This window comes from Streptomyces sp. SM18 (assembly GCF_002910775.2).
GTDB lineage: Bacteria > Actinomycetota > Actinomycetes > Streptomycetales > Streptomycetaceae > Streptomyces > Streptomyces halstedii.
In genome coordinates this window covers 1,625,305-1,643,680 of record NZ_CP029342.1, presented here as the reverse complement: position 1 = coordinate 1,643,680, position 18,376 = coordinate 1,625,305, and the positions used below count along the sequence as shown (strand labels likewise).

Below are 18,376 nucleotides of genomic sequence, written 5' to 3'. Positions count from 1 at the left end.
TTTGAACTGACTGGTCAGTTCAAAAAGTTAGCGGCAACTCGCCCGTGAAGCAAAGGCGCAGGTCAGCGCGGTTTTCTGAGGGATTGTCAGTGGTGTCCCCCACGATGGACACATACGGCCACGCGGCCGTCACCCGACGACAGGAGGTTCGTCATGGCCAGCTCGTCCGCAGCCGCCGCCCCGCGGCGCCGCGCAGGCAGCCCTGCCCCCTCACTGAACGGTCCGGCAACCGACGTCCACCCCGTACCGCGCCGCGCGGCACCGCCCGCGGCGCTCGACCTGCTCTCCCAGGCCCGCGCGGGCATCGAGGAGGCGCGCTCCCTCGACGTGCCCAACGAGAGGTACGCCACCGCCCACCTCGCGGCCCTGCGCACGGCCGCCGCCGTGCTGGCCGCCCGGGGCCGGCCCGAGACCGGCCGGCGCCGGGAGCGGATCCGCAGCGCCTGGGAGGTGCTTCCGGACATAGCACCCGAACTCGCGGAATGGAGCGCCCTGTTCGCCTCCGGCGCCCAGCGGCGGGCCCGCGCGGAAGCGGGGATACCGGGAGCCGCCGACAGCCGGGACGCGGACGAGCTGGTGCGCCACGCGGCGATGTTCCTGCGGCTCGTCGAGCGGATGCTGGAGCTGCGGCCGGTCCTGCCGAGGCCCCGGAACGACCGGCCCGCGTAACCGCACCCCGTCTCCGGGACGCGGTCCGGCCACGGCGGGCCGGGGCGGCGGTGGGAGGCAATAGGGTGGAGTGCCACCCTTACCACCTGCACCGTTCACGCTCCGCCGTACCGGCGGCACCGTGCCGAGGAGTCAACTGCCGTGTCGGACCAGCTGCGCCCCCGAGCCTCCCTCCGTACCGCCGTGGTCTGGGAGGTCCTCAAGGAGGCCCTCGACCGCAGGGCCGAGGCGACCGGCAGGGACTCCCTGGACGTGCTGGACACGGGCGGCGGCACCGGGAACTTCGCGGTGCCCGTCGCCCGGCTCGGCCACCGGGTCACCGTCGTCGACCCCAGCCCCAACGCCCTGTTCGCCCTGGAGCGCCGCGCCGCCGAGGCCGGGGTCGCCGACCGGGTCCGCGGTCTCCAGGGGGACATCCTGGGCCTGTTCGAGGTGGCCGACCGCGCCGGGTACGACGCGGTGCTCTGCCACGGCGTCCTGGAGTACGTGGACGACCCCGCCGAGGGCGTACGCAACGCGGTGGACGCGCTCCGTCCGTCGGGCGCGCTCAGCCTGCTCGGCGCGGGGCTCGGCGGTGCCGTCCTGGCGCGGGCGCTGGCCGGCCACTTCGTGGAGGCCCGGCAGGCGCTGAGTGACCCGGCCGGGCGCTGGGGCGAGGGCGACCCGGTGCCCCGCAGGTTCACCGCCGAGCAGCTGTCCGAACTGGTCGACGCCGCGGGCGTCGAGGTCGGAGCCGTGCACGGCGTCCGGGTCTTCGCCGACCTGGTTCCGGGTGTCCTGGTGGACACCGAACCGGGTGCGGTGGAAGCGCTCCTCGCGCTGGAGGCGGCGGTCGCGGAACTGCCCGCCTTCCACTCGGTGGCGACCCAGCTGCACGTTCTGGGGGAGAAGCGCGCCTGATCCCTTCCGAGGGGACGGCCGGAGTGTGGCCACGGGACGGCGGGAGCGCGGCTGATCAGCGACGCAGCCGCAGACGGAGTACGGTCCGGAACACCCGATCGGCGCTCGGGCCCCGTATGATCGGAGGACACCATCCGGCATGACGGATCGGCGGTCGGGGAATCTACGCCTCAGCAGCCGCGCCGACATGACGGTCCGGGCTGGCTTGGGCTAGAGGGCGGGTTTCACGGGGGCGAATCCCTGCCTATCCTGGAAAGGCCGCATAACGGTCGCCCCCCGCGGCCGACGACGAGGAGGACTCCGTGCCGCTCTCGGAGCACGAGCAGCGCATGCTCGAGCAGATGGAGCGAGCGCTGTACGCCGAAGATCCCAAGTTCGCGACAGCGCTTGAGGGAAGCGGGCTGCGCAGGTACACCCGGCGACGGGTCTACCAGGCGGTGGCCGGTTTTCTGGTGGGTATCGCGCTCCTCATGGCCGGAATGGTCGCCCAGCAGATCTGGATCAGCGTGGTGGGGTTCCTCGTCATGCTGGGCTGTGCCGTGCTGGCGGTCACCGGGTGGCGCAAGGCGCCCAAGCCGGGTGAGCAGCCGCAGCCGGCCGCGAGCGGGGGCGGCGGCGACAGCCGACATCCCCGGCAGCGCCGCTCGATGATGAACCGCATCGAGCAGCGGTGGCAGCGCCGTCGGGACGGACAGGGCCAGTAAGCACGGTGCCGCCGCCCTGGTGGCACCGGTCGGCCCTGGCGGCTCGGGCCGTACATCGCAGACCTCATGGGTGAGGGGCGGTCGCACGTGTGCGACCGCCCCTCACCCATGCCCGCAGCCGCCCGCCGTCGCCTCGGGCCTGCCGCTTGCTGCCGCCGACCGCATACCGCCTGCTGCATGCCGCCGCTGTCCGCCGCCGTCCCTGGTCCGCCGCCCGCCGTCATCCGCCCGCCGTCATCCGCCCGGCCGCGTCTCGCCCGACCGGCCGCCTGCTTACGGGTGTCACCCCTGCGGCCGACTGCCGGTCCGGCCGACTCTCTGTCCGGCCGGCTGCCTGTCTGTCCGGCTGCCTGTCTGTCCGGGCTTCTGCCCGGCCCGTCGCCCTTCGAGCCACCTGCCCGGCTGACCGTTCGGTCCGGCTGCACGTCTAGCTGACCGTCCGGTCGGCTGCTCGTCCGGGCGGCTGTCCGGCCGGTCGTCCGGTCGGCTGTCCGCCTCGGCTGGTCCGGCGGGTCGCCCGTCCGGCCCGCTTCGGGCTGGTCACCCGTCTCGGCTGGTCACCGGTCTCGGCTGGTCACCCGTCTCGGCCGGTCAGACGTCCGGCTTGTCGTCCCTTCGGTTGGTCGCCCGTCGGGCCGTGCCGGGGACCCGGTGGTTGCCTCCGCCCGCAGGGGCGTCCCGCAGACCGCTCCGAGGGGCCCGGTCCCGGACCTGCCCTCACGGCGCGGTGTCGTGAGACCGGTCTCATGACACCGCGCCGTGACGGCACGGCGGCTCAGGCCCGTCGGAGCGGTCGCCGCAGGCGGGTGGCGAGCGCGGTCCACCGGGCACGGCCGAGGCGGTTCGTCCAGCGCCGGGCCATCCGCGCCCGGCGGTCCGAAAGAGCCCACATCACCCGGACGGCCGAACGCGGCGCCACCGTCGCCCGCAGCCGGCCCGACCGGCCCGCCGAGGCCCGCAGGCCCGCGCGCACCACCGCCACGTCGTCGGACAGCCCGACGACCGGCCGGGGCTCGGGCGCGTACAGCACCTGCTCCACGGCGCCCGCCAGCCGGTGGACCGCCGCCGACGCGGTGCCGTCCAGACCGCCCAGCCGCACGAGCCGCTCCGCCGCCTTACGAGGGGTCCGCGACTCGTCCGGCGCGATCCCGTGGTCCCAGGCCGTGTCGGAGACCTCCCGCCAGGCCGCCAGCACCCGGGCCGACGCGTCGGGCGGAGTACGACCGCCCGAGGAGCCCAGCCGCCGTCCGCGGACGCGTGCCCGCCAGAGCATCGGGAGCGGCGGCAGCACGAGCACCAGCAGCGCGCCGAGCACCCACAGCGTGACCGTGCCCGCCGACGTCTTCGGGCCGGACGGGGCGGCCAGGCCCGGAGCGGCCGTCTCCCCGCACTCGCCCTGGCGCCGCATCTGCACCGGGCAGCTCTCCGAGGCCGAGGGAACGGCCGAGGGCTCCGCGCTGTCGCCCGGTGCCGGCAGGGCCGGACCGCTCACGTCCGGCGACGGGGTGTCCGGCAGGGTGTACGAGGGGGCGTTGCCCCGGGACGGCGTGGGCTCGAACCGCGTCCAGCCGACACCCTCGAAATACAGCTCCGGCCAGGCGTGGGCGTCGCGCAGCCCGACCGACACGGACCCGTCCGCCTGCGCCGTGCCCGGGGTGAAGCCCACCGCCACCCGGGCCGGAATGCCCAGCGTCCTGGCCATCGCGGCCATCGTGAACGAGAAGTGGACGCAGAAACCCTCACGGTCCTTCAGGAACCGCGCGATCGCCTCCGTCCCCGTCCCCGACGCCACCGTCGTGTCGTAGCGGAAGCCGCCCCCGGAGGAGAACCAGTCCTGCAACGCCACGGCCCGCTCGTAGTCGTCGCGGGCCCCGGCGGTCACCTCCTCGGCGGTCTCCAGGACCACACGCGGCAGCGAACGGGGGACCCGGGTGTACTCACGGGCCAGGTCCCCAGGCGGCGGCGCCGCCCCCGCGAGCTGGTCGGCCGTCGGCTCGACCACCAGGCTGCCGACCTCGTACCGGACGCCGCTCGTCGTCTGGCCGCCGTCGCCGACGAGGGTGCGCCCCTCGGGCTCGAACCGCCAGCGGCCCTTGATGTCCACCTCGCTGGCCGGATAGGGGAGCGGCAGATAGGTCTGGCCGTAGGAAGCGGCGGCCGAGATGTTCGTCCGGATCTCGGTGACGGCCACGTCCGGACCCAGGCCCTCCGGTCGCGGCAGCCGGTCGGGCACGTCCCGCAGCCGCCGGGTGGAGGGCCGCCACTCGGTGCCGTCGAACTCGTCCAGGGCGAGGATGCGCAGATAGAAGTCCCGTGGGGCCGAGGAGTTGGTGAAGTACGTCATCACCTCCCGGTTCTCCGGCTGGTTCAGGTTGTTCTGGAGCGAGACCAGCGGGTTCACCGCGGAGATCGTGCCCCCGCCGCCCTTCTTCCCCCCGCCGCCCGCGTCCCCGAGCAGTCCGCCGTCCATGGCGGGCAGCACGGCGGGGACGACCAGCGCGACCCCCAGTGCCACCGCTCCGATGCGACGCCCGGTACGGACCGGGGCACGCCCCGGCGCTCCGTCCAGCCCCGCCGCGAGTCCGCCCGACGACCGGGACGCCCCGCCGAAGACCCGGCCCCACCGCGCGAGCCGGTCCCGGCCCTCGGCCAGCAGGAGCAGCAGGTACCCGGCGGCCGCGAGCAGGAACCAGAGCCAGCCCGATCCCTCCTCGGCCAGCCCCGCCGCGACCGAGTACATCGCGAGCAGCGGCAGCCCCGCCGGGGCCGCGGCGCGGAACGTCACCGCGAGGGCGTCCACGGCCAGGCCGACCAGCAGCACCGTGCCGACCAGGATCAGCTGGATGCCGTCCGTCGCGGGCGCGGGGGTGGCGTAGTGGCCGATGTCCTCGGAGCCGGCCGTCAGCAGCTCCGCCAGCCACCGGACCGTCCGGGGGCCGGGCAGCACACCGAACAGAGCCTCCTCCCTGGCGAACACCACGGTCAGCGAGAGCAGTGTGACCAGCGCCTGGAGAGCCACCGTCAGGACCCGGCCGGACCACAGCCGTCGGGCCAGCATTCCCGCCCCGCCCTGCACCGCCAGCAGGAACGCGGCCTGCGCGATCCACCGCGACGTCCCGACCAGGGGCAGCAGGGCGCAGGACGCCGACATCGTCGCCACGAAGGCGCACAGCGCCAGCCGGGTACGCCCGCTCACGACCAACCCCCCGAGAACCCGTTCGCCGCCCCGGGCAGTGCGCCGGAGTGCGCCTCGCCCGCCTGCTGCCACACATCCGTCAGCGCGGCACCCTGAGGAACCGCCACCGCCGTCCAGCCCGCCTCGCGCAGCGTCCGCAGCCGGTCGTCGGCGCGACCGGAGGCCCGCGCCTCGTCACCCCGCGCCCACGCGGCGCCGTCCAGCACGAAGGCCACGGCGGCACCGCTGCGCCGCCGCATCCGGGCCGCCAGCACCGCCTGCTCCTCGTCGAGGTCGCCGAAGAACGCCACCAGCAGCCCGTCCGCGCCCGCCCGGAGCACCTCGTACGCCCGGGAGAGGCCGCCGCCCGCGGAGTGCTCGACCACGGCGAGGGTGTCCATCATCAGGGCCGCCGAGTCCGCGGACTCCTGGGCCGGCGCGGCGTACCCGTCCGAGCCGCCGCCCGGCGCCACGCTCCCGTCGTCGGTCAGCAGACGGACGGAGAAGCCGCGTTCCAGCAGGTGCGTCAGGGCCGACGCCGCGCCCGACACCGCCCACTCGAAGGCGGAGTCCGGCCCGTCGCCCTGGTAGGCGACGCGTCGGCAGTCCAGCAGCACCGTGCACCGGGCCCGCTGCGGCTGCTCCTCACGGCGCACCATCAGCTCCCCGTGGCGGGCCGTGGAGCGCCAGTGGACCCGGCGCAGGTCGTCCCCGTGGCGGTAGGCGCGCGGAATGATGTCGTCCTCACCGGCCAGCGCCGGCGAACGCCGTCTGCCGTCGCCGTACCCGGAGGCCTGGCCCGTGAGCCGCAGCGTCGGCAGCGCGTGGGTGCGCGGTACGACGACCAGGGTGTCGTACGCGCTGAACGACCGGGTCAGTTCGCACATCCCGAAGGGGTCGCTCAGCCGCAGTTGCAGCGGCCCCAGCGGATAGCGGCCCCGCAGGTCGGAGCGGACCCGGTAGGACACCTCGCGGCTGCCGCCCCCCTCCACCCGGTCCAGCACGAACCGCGGCCGGGAGCCCAGCACGTACGGCACCCGGTCCTGGAGCATCAGCAGTCCCGTGGGCATCCGGGAGATGTTGTCCGTCCGCAGGTGCACCCGCGCCTCGGAGCCCGCCGGCACCCGGGACGGCGACAGCCGCCGGCTGCCCGCGACCCGGTAGCGGGTGCGGTAGAGCACGGTCACACAGACCAGCGGCAGCGCCGCGAGCAGCAGCCCGACCCGCAACAGGTCCCCCTGCCCCAGCACATAGGCGCAGACGGCGGCGGCGACACCGGCGGCGAGGAAGGACCTGCCCCGGGTCGTCAGCCCGCCCAGGGCCACCCGCAGGCCGCCCGGACGGTCGCCGCTGTCCACGGGGCCGGGCGCCCCGGTGGCCATCACAGCCGCCGTACGCCGGGGCCACCGCCGTGCACCGGGGGGTGGCCCGGGTGCCGCGGCCGCGCCGGGGCTGCCGGGGCGGCCGCGGCGGTGCCCGACGTCGGGACCGGGGTGTGCTGGAGGATGTCCAGGACGACCTGCTCCGCCGTACGGCGGTTGAGCTGGGCCTGCGCCGTCGGCAGCAGCCGGTGGGCGAGCACCGCCACCGCGAGCGCCTGCACGTCGTCGGGCAGCGCGTAGTCGCGCCCGCTGAGGGCGGCCGAGGCCTTGGCCGCGCGCAGCAGGTGCAGGGTCGCGCGCGGCGAGGCCCCGAGCCTGAGCTCCGGGTGGTGCCGGGTGGCCCCCACCAGCTCCACCGTGTACCGCCGCACGGACTCGGCGACGTGCACGGTGCGCACCGCGTCGATCAGCTTCGCGATGTCGTGGGCGTGCGCCACCGGCTGGAGGTCGTCCAGGGGCGGGAGGCCGCCGTGGACGTCGAGCATCCTGAGCTCGGCCTCCGCGCTGGGGTAGCCCATCGACACCCGGGCCATGAAACGGTCCCGCTGGGCCTCGGGCAGCGGATAGGTGCCCTCCATCTCCACCGGGTTCTGGGTGGCCACCACCATGAACGGGTCCGGCAGTTCGTACGTCCGGCCGTCGATCGTGACCTGCCGCTCCTCCATCGACTCCAGCAGCGCGGACTGGGTCTTCGGCGAGGCGCGGTTGATCTCGTCACCGATCACGATCTGGGCGAAGATCGCTCCCGGCTTGAACTCGAACTCGCGCCGCCGCTGGTCGAAGATCGACACCCCGGTGATGTCCGACGGCAGCAGGTCCGGCGTGAACTGGATGCGCCGCACCGAGCAGTCGATCGATCGCGCCAGCGCCTTGGCCAGCATGGTCTTGCCGACTCCGGGCACGTCCTCGACGAGGAGGTGCCCCTCCGCCAGCAGTACGGTCAGCGAAAGCCGTACGACCTCGGGCTTGCCCTCGATCACACCCTCGACCGACCTGCGCACCCGCTCCGCTGTGGTCGTCAGATCTGTGAGGCTCGCTCGCTCGTCATAGGTCGTCACCCGGCCCTCCTCAGCCCCTTGTGCACGGACCGGCGGCACACAGATGCCCCGGTCCGCCCCGAAATGCGGACACTCCCCGGAGAGCCCGGGGAGATGTCACTCACGCATTCTGGTTGCCGTTACCGCTTCGTGTCACTCGCCTGTGGACAAGTGAGGGCGAAATGTCGGTTCCAGCCCCTATGTCGAGGGGAAATCGGAGGACGGGGCCTGTGGAAAGTCAGGACGCGGGGGTGATCTCACGCAGCAGGCCGGTGGTCACGTCGAAGACGAAACCGCGGATGTCGTCCTTGTGCAGGAGGAACGGCGAGGTGCGCACCCGCTGCATCGACTGCCGCACGTCCTGGTCCGCGTCCTTGTACGCCTCCACCGCCCAGACCGGCCGCTGGCCCACCTCGTGCTCCAGCTCCTGCCGGAACTCCTCGGTGATGCTTTCGAGGCCGCAGTTGGTGTGGTGGATGAGGACGATGCTGCGGGTGCCGAGCGCCCGCTGGCTGATGGTCAGCGAGCGGATGACGTCGTCGGTGACGACTCCGCCGGCGTTGCGGATGGTGTGGCAGTCGCCGAGTTCCAGGCCGAGCGCGGCGTGGAGGTCGAGGCGGGCGTCCATACAGGCGACCACGGCGACCTGGAGCACCGGGCGCGCGTCCATGCCCGGGTCGGTGAACTCTTCGGCGTAGTGGGTGTTGGCCCGGACGAGCCGGTCGGTGACCGCGCCGGCGGGGCGGGACCCGGCGGAGGCGGAATCGGTCTCGGCGGAAGGCTTCGCGGAAGTCGGCATGGATATGACGTTAGACCTCGCGAGGGCCCCAGGCGTGTCATGGAAGGGGACAAAGAACGTCAACGAGACTTGTTGTGAGCTAACCCACAAGCCTCACACGGCCTCCCCTGCTCGGGTGATGTCGGGGTCCGTGGTGGTACGCGCTGCCCGGTTCGTTGATCGGGAATCGATCGAATGGCAGGGTGGACTAAAGTGACACGAAGTTACCGACACGCCTGTACATTCTGCATATTTTTGCATGTATCGAATTCCCCGTGATGTGCGGCGTACACGCGGCCCGGCCCTTGCCCGCTCGTCGGTCGGCCGACGCCCCTTCCCCGGCGCCGGCGGACCTCCCCTTCCGAGCGGGCGGGGACCAGACCGCGTGTGCGGCCTCACGGGACTGAGCCTGAGAGGGCGCTTTGAGTCAGACCCGACATGTCCCGGTGATGCTCCAGCGGTGCCTGGACCTGTTGGCCCCGGCTCTGGAGACGACGGGAGGGCCGCCCCCGGTCGTCGTGGACTGCACCCTCGGGCTCGGCGGGCACAGCGAGGCCCTGCTCTCCGCCTTCCCCGACGTCCGGCTGGTCGCGCTCGACCGCGACAAGGAGGCGCTGCGCCTCTCCGGTGAACGCCTCGCCCCGTACGGCGACCGGGCCACCCTGGTGCACGCCGTCTACGACGAGCTCCCCGAGGTGCTCGACCGGCTCCGGATCCCCGCGGTGCAGGGCGTCCTGTTCGACCTCGGTGTGTCCTCCATGCAGCTGGACGAGGCCGACCGCGGCTTCGCGTACGCGCAGGACGCCCCGCTGGACATGCGGATGGACCAGACGGCCGGCATCGGCGCCGCCGAGGTCCTCAACACCTACCCGCCCGGCGAGCTCGTCCGGATCCTGCGCGCGTACGGCGAGGAGAAGCAGGCCAAGCGCATCGTCTCCGCCGTCGTCCGCGAGCGCGAGAAGGAGCCGTTCAGCAACAGCGCCCGCCTCGTCGAGCTCATCCGCGACTCCCTGCCGCAGGCCGCCAAACGCACCGGGGGCAACCCGGCCAAGCGCACCTTCCAGGCCCTGCGCATCGAGGTCAACGGCGAACTCACCGTCCTGGAACGGGCGATCCCGGCCGCCGTGCGCAGCCTCGCCGTCGGAGGCCGGATCGCCGTCCTCTCGTACCACTCGCTGGAGGACCGGCTGGTCAAGCAGGTCCTCGCGGCCGGCGCGGCCAACACCGCACCCCCCGGACTGCCCGTGGTGCCCGAGCGCTACCAGCCCCGGCTGAAGCTGCTCACCCGCGGCGCCGAACTCCCCACCGAGGAGGAGGTGGCCGAGAACCGCCGGGCCGCCCCCGCCCGGCTGCGCGGTGCCCAGCGGATCCGCGAGGACGAACGGTGAACACCCGCCGACGGGCCGGCCGGAAGCCGGGGAAAGCAGGGGCGCCGAGGTGACGGGTACGGCCGGGCAGCAGGCGAAGGGGCGGGCCGGGCGGCTCGCCCGGCTGATGCCGTCGGGGCCGAGCACCGCGGCCCGCACCCCCTTCGTCCTGCTGGTCGTGCTGCTCCTCGCCGGTGGCCTGATCTCGCTCCTCCTGCTGAACTCCGCCCTGAACGAGGGCTCGTTCAAGCTGAGCCGGCTGGAGCGCGAGACGACCGAGCTGACCGACGAGCAGCAGGCCCTCCAGCACGACGTCGACAGCTACTCCGAGCCGGACGCCCTGGAACGCCGCGCCCGGCAGCTCGGCATGGTGCCCGGCGGCAGCCCCGCCTTCCTGGACCCGGACGGCACGGTACGCGGAGTGCCCGAGCGGGCGACCGCCGAACCGTCGCCCACCCCCACCGCGCCCGAAACGAGTCCCGCACCCGAAACGAGTCCCGAGGCCGGTGGAGAGGACGGGGCCGACCCCTCCGCGACCCCCTCGCCCACCGCCTCCGCGGCGGCCCCGCCCACCGGTACGGCCTCGCCCGCGCCCGGCGCCCCATCGACCCCGACCAGCCCCGGCAGGTGACGCAGTGCCGTCCAAGGAACCGCCGCGCCGTCGCGTACCCGGCCCGGCGCGCCCCCGTAACGCGGCCGGCGGCTCGGGGCGCCCCCGGTCCGCCGGACGCCCCGACGCCCGGCGCCCCCGCCCGTCGTCGCGGCCGCGCCAGGGCGCGCCACGCGGCGGCTCCCGGCAGTCCCTCCGGCTTGGCAACCCGCGCCCCAGACTGCGCCTGGTCAGCCTCTGCCTGACGCTCGTGATGATCGCGTTCGTCGTCCGGCTCCTCCAGGTACAGGCGGTCGACGCCGGCGCGTACACCGCCAAGGCCGAGAAGAACCGCTACCTGGAGTACACGATCGCCGCCGAGCGCGGGGAGATCACCGACCGCAGCGGCATCGCCCTGGCCACCAGCGTCGACGCGCACGACATCACGGCCGACCCGAAGCTGTTCACCCCCGAGGAGAGCAACGCCCCCGACGCCCCCCAGCAGGCCGCCGCGCTGCTCGCCCCGATCCTCGGCAAGGACGCGGCGGAACTGACGAAACAGCTCTCCACGCCCGACAGCCGCTACACCGTGCTGGCACGGCGTCAGACCCCGCAGGTCTGGCGGCAGATCAAGGACCTCAAGTCCGCCTTCGCCGAGAAGGCGGCCGCGGACAAGGCCCGTGGCGGACCGGGCGCCAACGTGCTGGCCGGGGTCCTCCAGGAACCCACCACCACCCGCGTCTACCCCAACGGCGACCTCGCCGCCGGGATACTGGGATTCGTCAACGCCGAGGGCAAGGGCGGCGGCGGCCTGGAGGCGCAGCTGAACAGCCGGCTGGAAGGCGAGGACGGCACGATCAGGTACGCCCAGGCCGGCGGACGGCCGGTGCCGACCGCGGGCTCCAAGGAGATCCCGGCCGTCGCGGGCACCGACGTCGAGCTGACCATCGACCGCGACATCCAGTGGGCGGCCCAGCGGGCCATCGCCGACCAGGTGAAGAAGTCGAAGGCGGACCGGGGCTATGTGATCGTCCAGAACACGAAGACCGGCGAGGTGCTGGCCATGGCCAACGCCCCCGGCTACGACCCCAACGACCTCTCCAAGGCCGACGCGGCCACCCTGGGCAACCCGGCGCTCCAGGACGTCTACGAGCCCGGCTCCACCAGCAAGGTCATGTCCATGGCCGCGGTCCTGGAGGAGGGCGCCGCCACCCCCGCCACGCACGTCGTCGTCCCCAACCGGCTGCACCGGGGCGACCGGCAGTTCCAGGACGACATCGACCACCCCACCTGGTACCTCACGCTCAACGGCGTACTCGCCAAATCGAGCAACATCGGCACCATCCTGGCCACCGGCCAGCTCGGCAAGACCCAGCCCGAGGCCAACAAGGTGCTCTACTCCTACCTGCGCAAATTCGGTCTGGGCAGCACCACCGGGCTCGGCTACCCGGGGGAGTCGCCCGGGATCCTCGCCGCGCCCGGCGACTGGTCGACCTCGCAGCAGTACACCATCCCGTTCGGCCAGGGCCTCTCCCTCAACGCCATGCAGGCGGCCTCGGTCTACCAGACCATCGCCAACGGAGGGGTCCGGATCGAACCGAGCCTCGTGCGCGGCACCAAGGACGCCGACGGCCGGTACTCGGCGGCCGAGGAACCGAAGAAGACCCGGGTGGTCAGCGAGAAGACCGCCAAGACCCTGGCGAAGATGCTGGAGTCCGTGGTGGACGACCAGGAGGGCACCGGAACCAAGGCCCACATCGAGGGCTACCGGGTCGCGGGCAAGACGGGCACGGCCAACCGCGTCGATCCCGTACGCGGCGTCTACAAGGGCTACACCGCCTCCTTCGCCGGCTTCGCCCCCGCCGACGACCCGCAGATCACCGTGTACTGCGCGATCCAGAACCCCACCCAGGGCAGCTACTTCGGCGGCCAGATCTGCGGCCCGATCTACAAGGAGGTCATGGAGTTCGCCCTGAAGACCCTCCAGACCCCGCCGTCCGGCAGCGATCCCGCCCGGCTGCCGGTCTCCTTCAAGCCCGGCGAGTGACTCGGGGGAACCTCAGTGACCACCATCACCCCCGATCCCGGGAACCGGAACGAGAAGTACCGCGACCCCGGCCCCTCGCTTCGCGAGAGGCGGCCCCGGCCCGGTACGCTCACCGCCGTGCCCCACGCTGATCAGTTCCAAACCACGCAGAAGGACGCGCCTGTGACCTACCCAGGAGCGCCTCGGCCGGATCGGCTCCGGCCGACACCCCTCGAAGAGCTGGCGGCCCGGCTCGGCGCCGCACCGCGGGAGACCGGCGAGGTCACCGGAATCACCCATGACTCGCGGGCCGTGCGCCCGGGGGACGTCTACGCGGCCCTGCCCGGAGCCCGCCTCCACGGCGCCGACTTCGCCGCCCAGGCCGCGGGCCTCGGAGCCGTGGCCGTCCTCACCGACCCGGCGGGCGCCGAACGCGCCGCCGCCACCGGCGTCCCGGTGCTCGTCACCGACGACCCGCGCGGCCGCATGGGCGAACTCGCCGCCGAGATCTACGGACAGCCCGGCGCCGGCCTCCTCCAGATCGGCATCACCGGGACGTCCGGCAAGACCACCACCGCCTACCTCGTCGAGGGCGGCCTGCGCGGAGCGGGCCGCAGCACCGGGCTGATCGGCACGGTCGAGACGCGGATCGGCGACGAGCGCATCAAGTCCGAGCGCACCACGCCCGAAGCCACCGACCTCCAGGCCCTGTTCGCGGTGATGCGCGAACGCGGTGTCGAGGCGGTCGCCATGGAGGTCTCCAGCCACGCCCTGGTGCTGGGACGGGTGGACGGCTGCGTCTTCGACGTCGCCGTCTTCAACAACCTCAGCCCGGAGCACATGGAGTTCCACTCCGGGATGGAGGACTACTTCCAGGCCAAGGCGCAGCTGTTCACCCCGCGGCGCAGCCGGCTCGGTGTGGTCAACTTCGACGACGAGTACGGCCGCAGGCTCGTCGACGAGGCCACCGTCCCCGTCGTCACCTTCTCCGCCGAGGGCCACCCGGACGCCGACTGGCGGGCCGCGGACGTCGAAGTGGGCCCCCGGGACAGCCGTTTCACCGTCCTCGGCCCCCAGGGCGAGCGGATCGCCGCCCGCGCGCCGCTGCCCGGCCCCTTCAACGTCGCCAACACGCTGGCCGCGATCGTCACCCTCGCCGTGGCCGGAGTGGACCCGCAGACCGCCGCCGACGGCGTCGCGTCCGTCCCCGGCGTCCCCGGCCGGCTCGAACGCGTGGACGCCGGACAGCCGTACCTCGCGGTCGTCGACTACGCGCACAAGACCGACGCCGTCGAATCGGTGCTCCGCTCGCTGCGCAAGGTCACCGAGGGCCGGGTGCACATCGTGCTCGGCTGCGGCGGCGACCGTGACACCACCAAACGCGGCGCGATGGGCGCCGCGGCCGCACGGCTCGCCGACACGGCCGTACTGACCTCCGACAACCCACGCTCCGAGGACCCCCTCGCGATCCTCGCCGCGATGCTCTCCGGCGCCGCCGAGGTGCCCGTCCACGAGCGCGGGGACGTCCTCGTCGACGCGGACCGCGCCGCGGCCGTCGCCGCCGCGGTGGCCCGTGCCGAACCCGGCGACGTCGTGCTGGTGGCCGGCAAGGGGCACGAGCAGGGCCAGGACGTCCACGGCGTGGTACGCCCCTTCGACGACCGCCAGGTCCTGCGCGAGGCCATCGAGCGCTCCCTGGAGCGCACCGGCGCCGGGCACCGCGCACACACCCACGAGAACAACAGTCAGGGATGACCAAGTGATCGCCCTTTCCCTCGCCGAGATCGCCGACATCGTCGGCGGGCAGCCGCACGACATGCCGGACCGGTCCCTCACCGTCACCGGCCCCGTCGTCATCGACTCCCGGGAGGTGCGGCAGGGCTCCCTGTTCGCGGCGTTCGCGGGCGAGCGCGTCGACGGCCACGACTACGCGCGCCGCGCCGTCGAGGCGGGCGCCACGGCCGTGCTCGCCTCCCGCCCCGTCGGAGTCCCGGCGATCGTCGTGGACGACGTCGTGGCGGCGCTCGGCGCCCTGGCGCGCACCGTCGTCGAGCGCCTGGGCACCGCCGTCGTCGCGCTCACCGGCTCGGCGGGCAAGACCTCCACCAAGGACCTGATCGCCCAGCTCCTGGCGCACAAGGCACCCACGGTCTGGACCCCCGGGTCCCTCAACAACGAGATCGGCCTGCCGCTCACCGCGCTGAGCGCCACCGCCGAGACCCGGCACCTGGTCCTGGAGATGGGCGCCCGCGGCGTCGGCCACATCCGCTACCTCGCCGAGCTGACCCCGCCGAGGATCGGGCTGGTGCTGAACGTCGGCACCGCCCACATCGGGGAGTTCGGCAGCCGCGAGGCGATCGCCCAGGCCAAGGGCGAGCTGGTCGAGGCGCTCCCCGAGGACGGCGTGGCCGTGCTCAACGCCGACGACCCGCTGGTGCGGGCCATGGCCTCCCGCACGCGTGCGCGGGTCGTCCTCTTCGGAGAGGCCGCGGATGCGGACGTACGGGGAGAGAACGTCCGGCTGACGGACGACGGACGGCCCGCGTTCGCGCTTCACACACCCACCGGGTGCAGCGACGTGACCTTGCGCCTGTACGGTGAGCACCACGTGTCGAACGCGCTCGCCGCGGCCGCCGTCGCCCATGAGTTGGGCATGTCCGTGACCGAGATCGCCGAGGCGCTCTCCGAAGCGGGCACCCTCTCCCGCTGGCGCATGGAGGTCACCGAGCGTCCGGACGGTGTGACGGTCGTCAATGACGCCTACAACGCGAACCCCGAATCCATGAAGGCCGCACTCCGTGCGCTGGCCGCCATGGGCAGAGCCGCACGGGCAACAGGGGGGCGCACCTGGGCGGTGCTCGGTCAGATGGCCGAGCTGGGTGACGCGTCGCTCGCCGAGCACGACGCGGTCGGACGGCTCGCCGTCCGGCTCAACGTCAGCAAGCTCGTCGCGGTCGGAGGGCAAGAGGCCTCCTGGCTGCAACTGGGCGCATATAACGAGGGTTCGTGGGGTGAGGAGTCGGTGCACGTGTCCGACGCACAGGCGGCCGTCGACCTGTTGCGCAGTGAACTGCGCCCGGGAGACGTCGTGCTGGTGAAGGCGTCCCGGTCGGTCGGCCTGGAGAAGGTCGCCCTGGCACTGCTGGAGAACGCGACCGAGGGCGAGGTCGCCGTCCGATGAGGCAGATCCTCTTCGCGGGAGCCATAGGGCTCTTCCTGACCCTGGTCGGCACTCCGCTGCTGATCAAACTTCTGGCCCGCAAGGGCTACGGGCAGTTCATCCGGGACGACGGCCCGCGCACGCACGGCAGCAAGAAGGGCACGCCCACCATGGGCGGCATCGCCTTCATCCTGGCGACGATCATCGCGTACGTCCTGGCGAAGGTGATCACCGGCGAGGACATGCGCTTCTCGGGCGTCCTCGTGCTGTTCCTGATGGCCGGCATGGGGCTCGTCGGCTTCCTCGACGACTACATCAAGATCGTCAAGCAGCGGTCGCTGGGCCTGAGGGCCAAGGCCAAGATGGCGGGCCAGCTGATCGTGGGTATCGCCTTCGCGGTGCTCTCGCTCCAGTTCGCCGACTCCAGCGGCAACACCCCCGCCTCCACCCGGCTCTCGTTCGTCGAGGACTTCGGCTGGTCGATCGGCCCGGTGATGTTCTGCGTCTGGGCGCTGTTCATGATCCTCGCCATGTCCAACGGCGTGAACCTCACGGACGGCCTGGACGGCCTGGCCACCGGCGCCTCGGTGATGGTCTTCGGCGCCTACACCTTCATCGGTCTCTGGCAGTTCCAGGAGTCCTGTGCCAACGCGCAGACGCTGACCAACCCCAGCGCCTGCTTCGAGGTACGTGACCCACTCGACCTCGCGGTCGTCGCCTCGGCCCTCATGGGCGCCTGCTTCGGCTTCCTGTGGTGGAACACCTCGCCCGCGAAGATCTTCATGGGGGACACCGGTTCGCTCGCCCTCGGCGGCGCGCTCGCCGGCCTCGCGATCTGCTCCCGCACCGAGTTCCTGCTCGCCATCCTCGGCGGCCTCTTCGTGATGATCACCATGTCCGTGGTCATCCAGGTCGGCTCGTTCAAGATGACCGGCAAGCGGGTCTTCCGGATGGCACCGCTCCAGCACCACTTCGAACTCAAGGGGTGGTCCGAAGTCCTTGTGGTGGTCCGCTTCTGGATCATCCAGGGCATGTGCGTGATCGTCGGACTCGGCCTCTTCTACGCGGGATGGGCAGCCAAGAAGTGAACGACGTGGACTGGCAGGGCAAGCACGTCACGGTCGCCGGGCTCGGCGTCAGCGGAATCCCCGCGGCCCGGGCCCTGTACGAGCGCGGTGCGCTGGTCACCGTCGTCAACGACGGCGACGACGAGCGCTCCCGCGCCCAGGCCGCCGAACTGGAGGAATGGGCCGCCGCGCGCGGCGCCTCCGGGGGCGGCGAACGGCGGGGGAGCCTCACCGTGCGCCTCGGGGACGGCGACACCCTGCCCGAGTCAACCGAACTGGTCGTCACGGCCCCCGGCTGGAAGCCCGGCAAACCGCTCTTCCGGGCAGCCGCCGAGGCGGACGTCCCCGTCTGGGGCGACGTCGAACTCGCCTGGCGGCTCCGGGGGCCGGACGCCGCACCCTGGCTCGCGGTCACAGGCACCAACGGCAAGACCACGACCGTACGGATGCTCGCCTCGATCCTCGAAGCGGCGGGCCTGCGCACGGCCGCGGTCGGCAACATCGGGGTCTCCCTGCTGGACGCGGTGCTCGGCGGGGAGGAGTACGACGTACTCGCCGTCGAGCTGTCCAGCTACCAACTGCACTGGTCACCCTCGCTGCGCGCCCACTCCGCGGCCGTCCTCAACCTGGCACCGGACCACCTCGACTGGCACGGCTCCATGGACGCCTACGCCGCCGACAAGGGCCGGGTCTACGAGGGCAACCGCGTCGCCTGCGTCTACAACGCGCAGGACACGGCGACCGAGGACCTGGTGCGCGCGGCCGACGTCGAGGAGGGCTGCCGGGCGATCGGCTTCACCCTCGGCACCCCCGGGCCCTCCCAGCTCGGCGTGGTCGACGGCATCCTCGTCGACCGGGCCTTCGTCCCCGACCGGCAGAAGCAGGCCCAGGAACTCGCCGAGGTCGGGGACGTCAGCCCGCCGGCCCCGCACAACATCGCCAACGCCCTGGCCGCCGCCGCGCTCGCCCGCGCCTTCGGGGTGCCGCCCGCGGCGGTACGGGACGGGCTGCGGGCCTTCCGCCCCGACGCCCACCGCATCGAACACGTCGCGGACATCGACGCGGTGGCGTACATCGACGACTCCAAGGCCACCAACACGCACGCCGCCGAGGCCTCCCTCGCCGCCTACGACCCGATCGTGTGGATCGCCGGGGGCCTCGCCAAGGGCGCGACCTTCGACGCACTCGCGAGCGGGGCGGCGAAGAGGCTGCGGGGCGTCGTGCTGATGGGCGCCGACCGGGGGCTGATCCGCGAAGCACTGGCGCGACACGCCCCCGAGGTACCGGTGGTCGACCTGGACCGGACCGACACTGGGGCGATGTCCGAAGCGGTCCGGGAAGCCGCGCGCCTCGCCCGGCCCGGCGACACCGTACTGCTGGCACCGGCCTGTGCCTCGATGGACATGTTCGTCAACTACAACAAGCGGGGCGAGGCGTTCGCGGACGCGGTCCGCGAACTCGCCGGCGAGAGCGGCTGACGGCCCCGGCCACACAACCGTGCGGCGGACGGGCACGAGAGCGG

At 73.0% G+C, this 18,376-nt stretch carries 14 protein-coding genes; 10 read left to right on the top strand and 4 right to left on the bottom strand.

Annotated elements, in window-relative coordinates:
- Nucleotides 1-153 precede the first annotated feature (153 nt).
- The 3 genes from B9S64_RS07270 to B9S64_RS07260 all read left to right on the top strand — a co-directional run bounded on the left by B9S64_RS07270 (nt 154) and on the right by B9S64_RS07260 (nt 2,273).
- On the top strand, nt 154-669 hold the full coding sequence (locus B9S64_RS07270; RefSeq protein ID WP_103490091.1) for an SAV_6107 family HEPN domain-containing protein: 516 nt from the start codon (nt 154-156) through the stop codon (nt 667-669).
- 141 nt (nt 670-810) lie between these two features.
- Nucleotides 811-1,569, top strand: coding sequence for a bifunctional 2-polyprenyl-6-hydroxyphenol methylase/3-demethylubiquinol 3-O-methyltransferase UbiG (locus B9S64_RS07265; protein ID WP_103490092.1), 759 nt, complete (start codon nt 811-813; stop codon nt 1,567-1,569).
- Between the two features lie 302 nt (nt 1,570-1,871).
- Nucleotides 1,872-2,273, top strand: a complete 402-nt coding sequence (locus B9S64_RS07260) for a DUF3040 domain-containing protein (RefSeq protein WP_103490093.1) — start codon at nt 1,872-1,874, stop codon at nt 2,271-2,273.
- A gap of 775 nt (nt 2,274-3,048) precedes the next feature.
- On the opposite strand, the gene B9S64_RS07255 is transcribed toward B9S64_RS07260, so the two are convergent.
- The 4 genes from B9S64_RS07255 to B9S64_RS07240 all read right to left on the bottom strand — a co-directional run bounded on the left by B9S64_RS07255 (nt 3,049) and on the right by B9S64_RS07240 (nt 8,666).
- Complete coding sequence (locus B9S64_RS07255; RefSeq protein ID WP_109492001.1) at nt 3,049-5,469, bottom strand: DUF3488 and transglutaminase-like domain-containing protein; 2,421 nt, start codon at nt 5,467-5,469, stop codon at nt 3,049-3,051.
- Nucleotides 5,466-6,830, bottom strand: a complete 1,365-nt coding sequence (locus B9S64_RS07250; protein ID WP_103488939.1) for a DUF58 domain-containing protein — start codon at nt 6,828-6,830, stop codon at nt 5,466-5,468. The genes B9S64_RS07255 and B9S64_RS07250 overlap by 4 nt, the downstream gene beginning before the upstream one ends.
- Nucleotides 6,830-7,888, bottom strand: a complete 1,059-nt coding sequence (locus B9S64_RS07245) for a MoxR family ATPase (RefSeq protein WP_109492000.1) — start codon at nt 7,886-7,888, stop codon at nt 6,830-6,832. The genes B9S64_RS07250 and B9S64_RS07245 overlap by 1 nt, the downstream gene beginning before the upstream one ends.
- A 217-nt stretch (nt 7,889-8,105) precedes the next feature.
- Nucleotides 8,106-8,666: a carbonic anhydrase gene (locus tag B9S64_RS07240; RefSeq protein ID WP_103488662.1), complete on the bottom strand. Its 561-nt coding sequence runs from the start codon at nt 8,664-8,666 to the stop codon at nt 8,106-8,108.
- Nucleotides 8,667-9,067: 401 nt separating this feature from the next.
- Between B9S64_RS07240 and rsmH the strand changes: the two genes are divergently transcribed.
- The 7 genes from rsmH to murD are packed head-to-tail and all read left to right on the top strand — an operon-like array spanning nt 9,068 to nt 18,332.
- Entirely contained in the window at nt 9,068-10,033 is a 966-nt protein-coding gene (gene rsmH, locus B9S64_RS07235; RefSeq protein ID WP_103488663.1) for a 16S rRNA (cytosine(1402)-N(4))-methyltransferase RsmH, read from the top strand.
- A 49-nt stretch (nt 10,034-10,082) separates the two neighbouring features.
- A complete protein-coding gene (locus B9S64_RS07230; protein WP_103488664.1) occupies nt 10,083-10,643 on the top strand; it encodes a septum formation initiator family protein in 561 nt (186 codons plus the stop codon).
- A gap of 4 nt (nt 10,644-10,647) precedes the next feature.
- Nucleotides 10,648-12,648: a penicillin-binding protein 2 gene (locus B9S64_RS07225; RefSeq protein ID WP_109491999.1), complete on the top strand. Its 2,001-nt coding sequence runs from the start codon at nt 10,648-10,650 to the stop codon at nt 12,646-12,648.
- 15 nt (nt 12,649-12,663) lie between these two features.
- On the top strand, nt 12,664-14,382 hold the full coding sequence (locus B9S64_RS07220) for a UDP-N-acetylmuramoyl-L-alanyl-D-glutamate--2,6-diaminopimelate ligase (RefSeq protein WP_103488700.1): 1,719 nt from the start codon (nt 12,664-12,666) through the stop codon (nt 14,380-14,382).
- Between the two features lie 4 nt (nt 14,383-14,386).
- Entirely contained in the window at nt 14,387-15,808 is a 1,422-nt protein-coding gene (gene murF / locus B9S64_RS07215) for a UDP-N-acetylmuramoyl-tripeptide--D-alanyl-D-alanine ligase (protein WP_103488701.1), read from the top strand.
- Nucleotides 15,805-16,875, top strand: coding sequence for a phospho-N-acetylmuramoyl-pentapeptide-transferase (gene mraY / locus B9S64_RS07210; RefSeq protein WP_103488702.1), 1,071 nt, complete (start codon nt 15,805-15,807; stop codon nt 16,873-16,875). The genes murF and mraY overlap by 4 nt, the downstream gene beginning before the upstream one ends.
- Nucleotides 16,872-18,332 carry a UDP-N-acetylmuramoyl-L-alanine--D-glutamate ligase gene (gene murD, locus B9S64_RS07205; RefSeq protein ID WP_103488703.1) on the top strand — a complete coding sequence of 487 codons (1,461 nt, stop codon included), beginning with the start codon at nt 16,872-16,874 and terminating at the stop codon, nt 18,330-18,332. The genes mraY and murD overlap by 4 nt, the downstream gene beginning before the upstream one ends.
- The last annotated feature ends 44 nt before the right edge of the window (nt 18,333-18,376 follow it).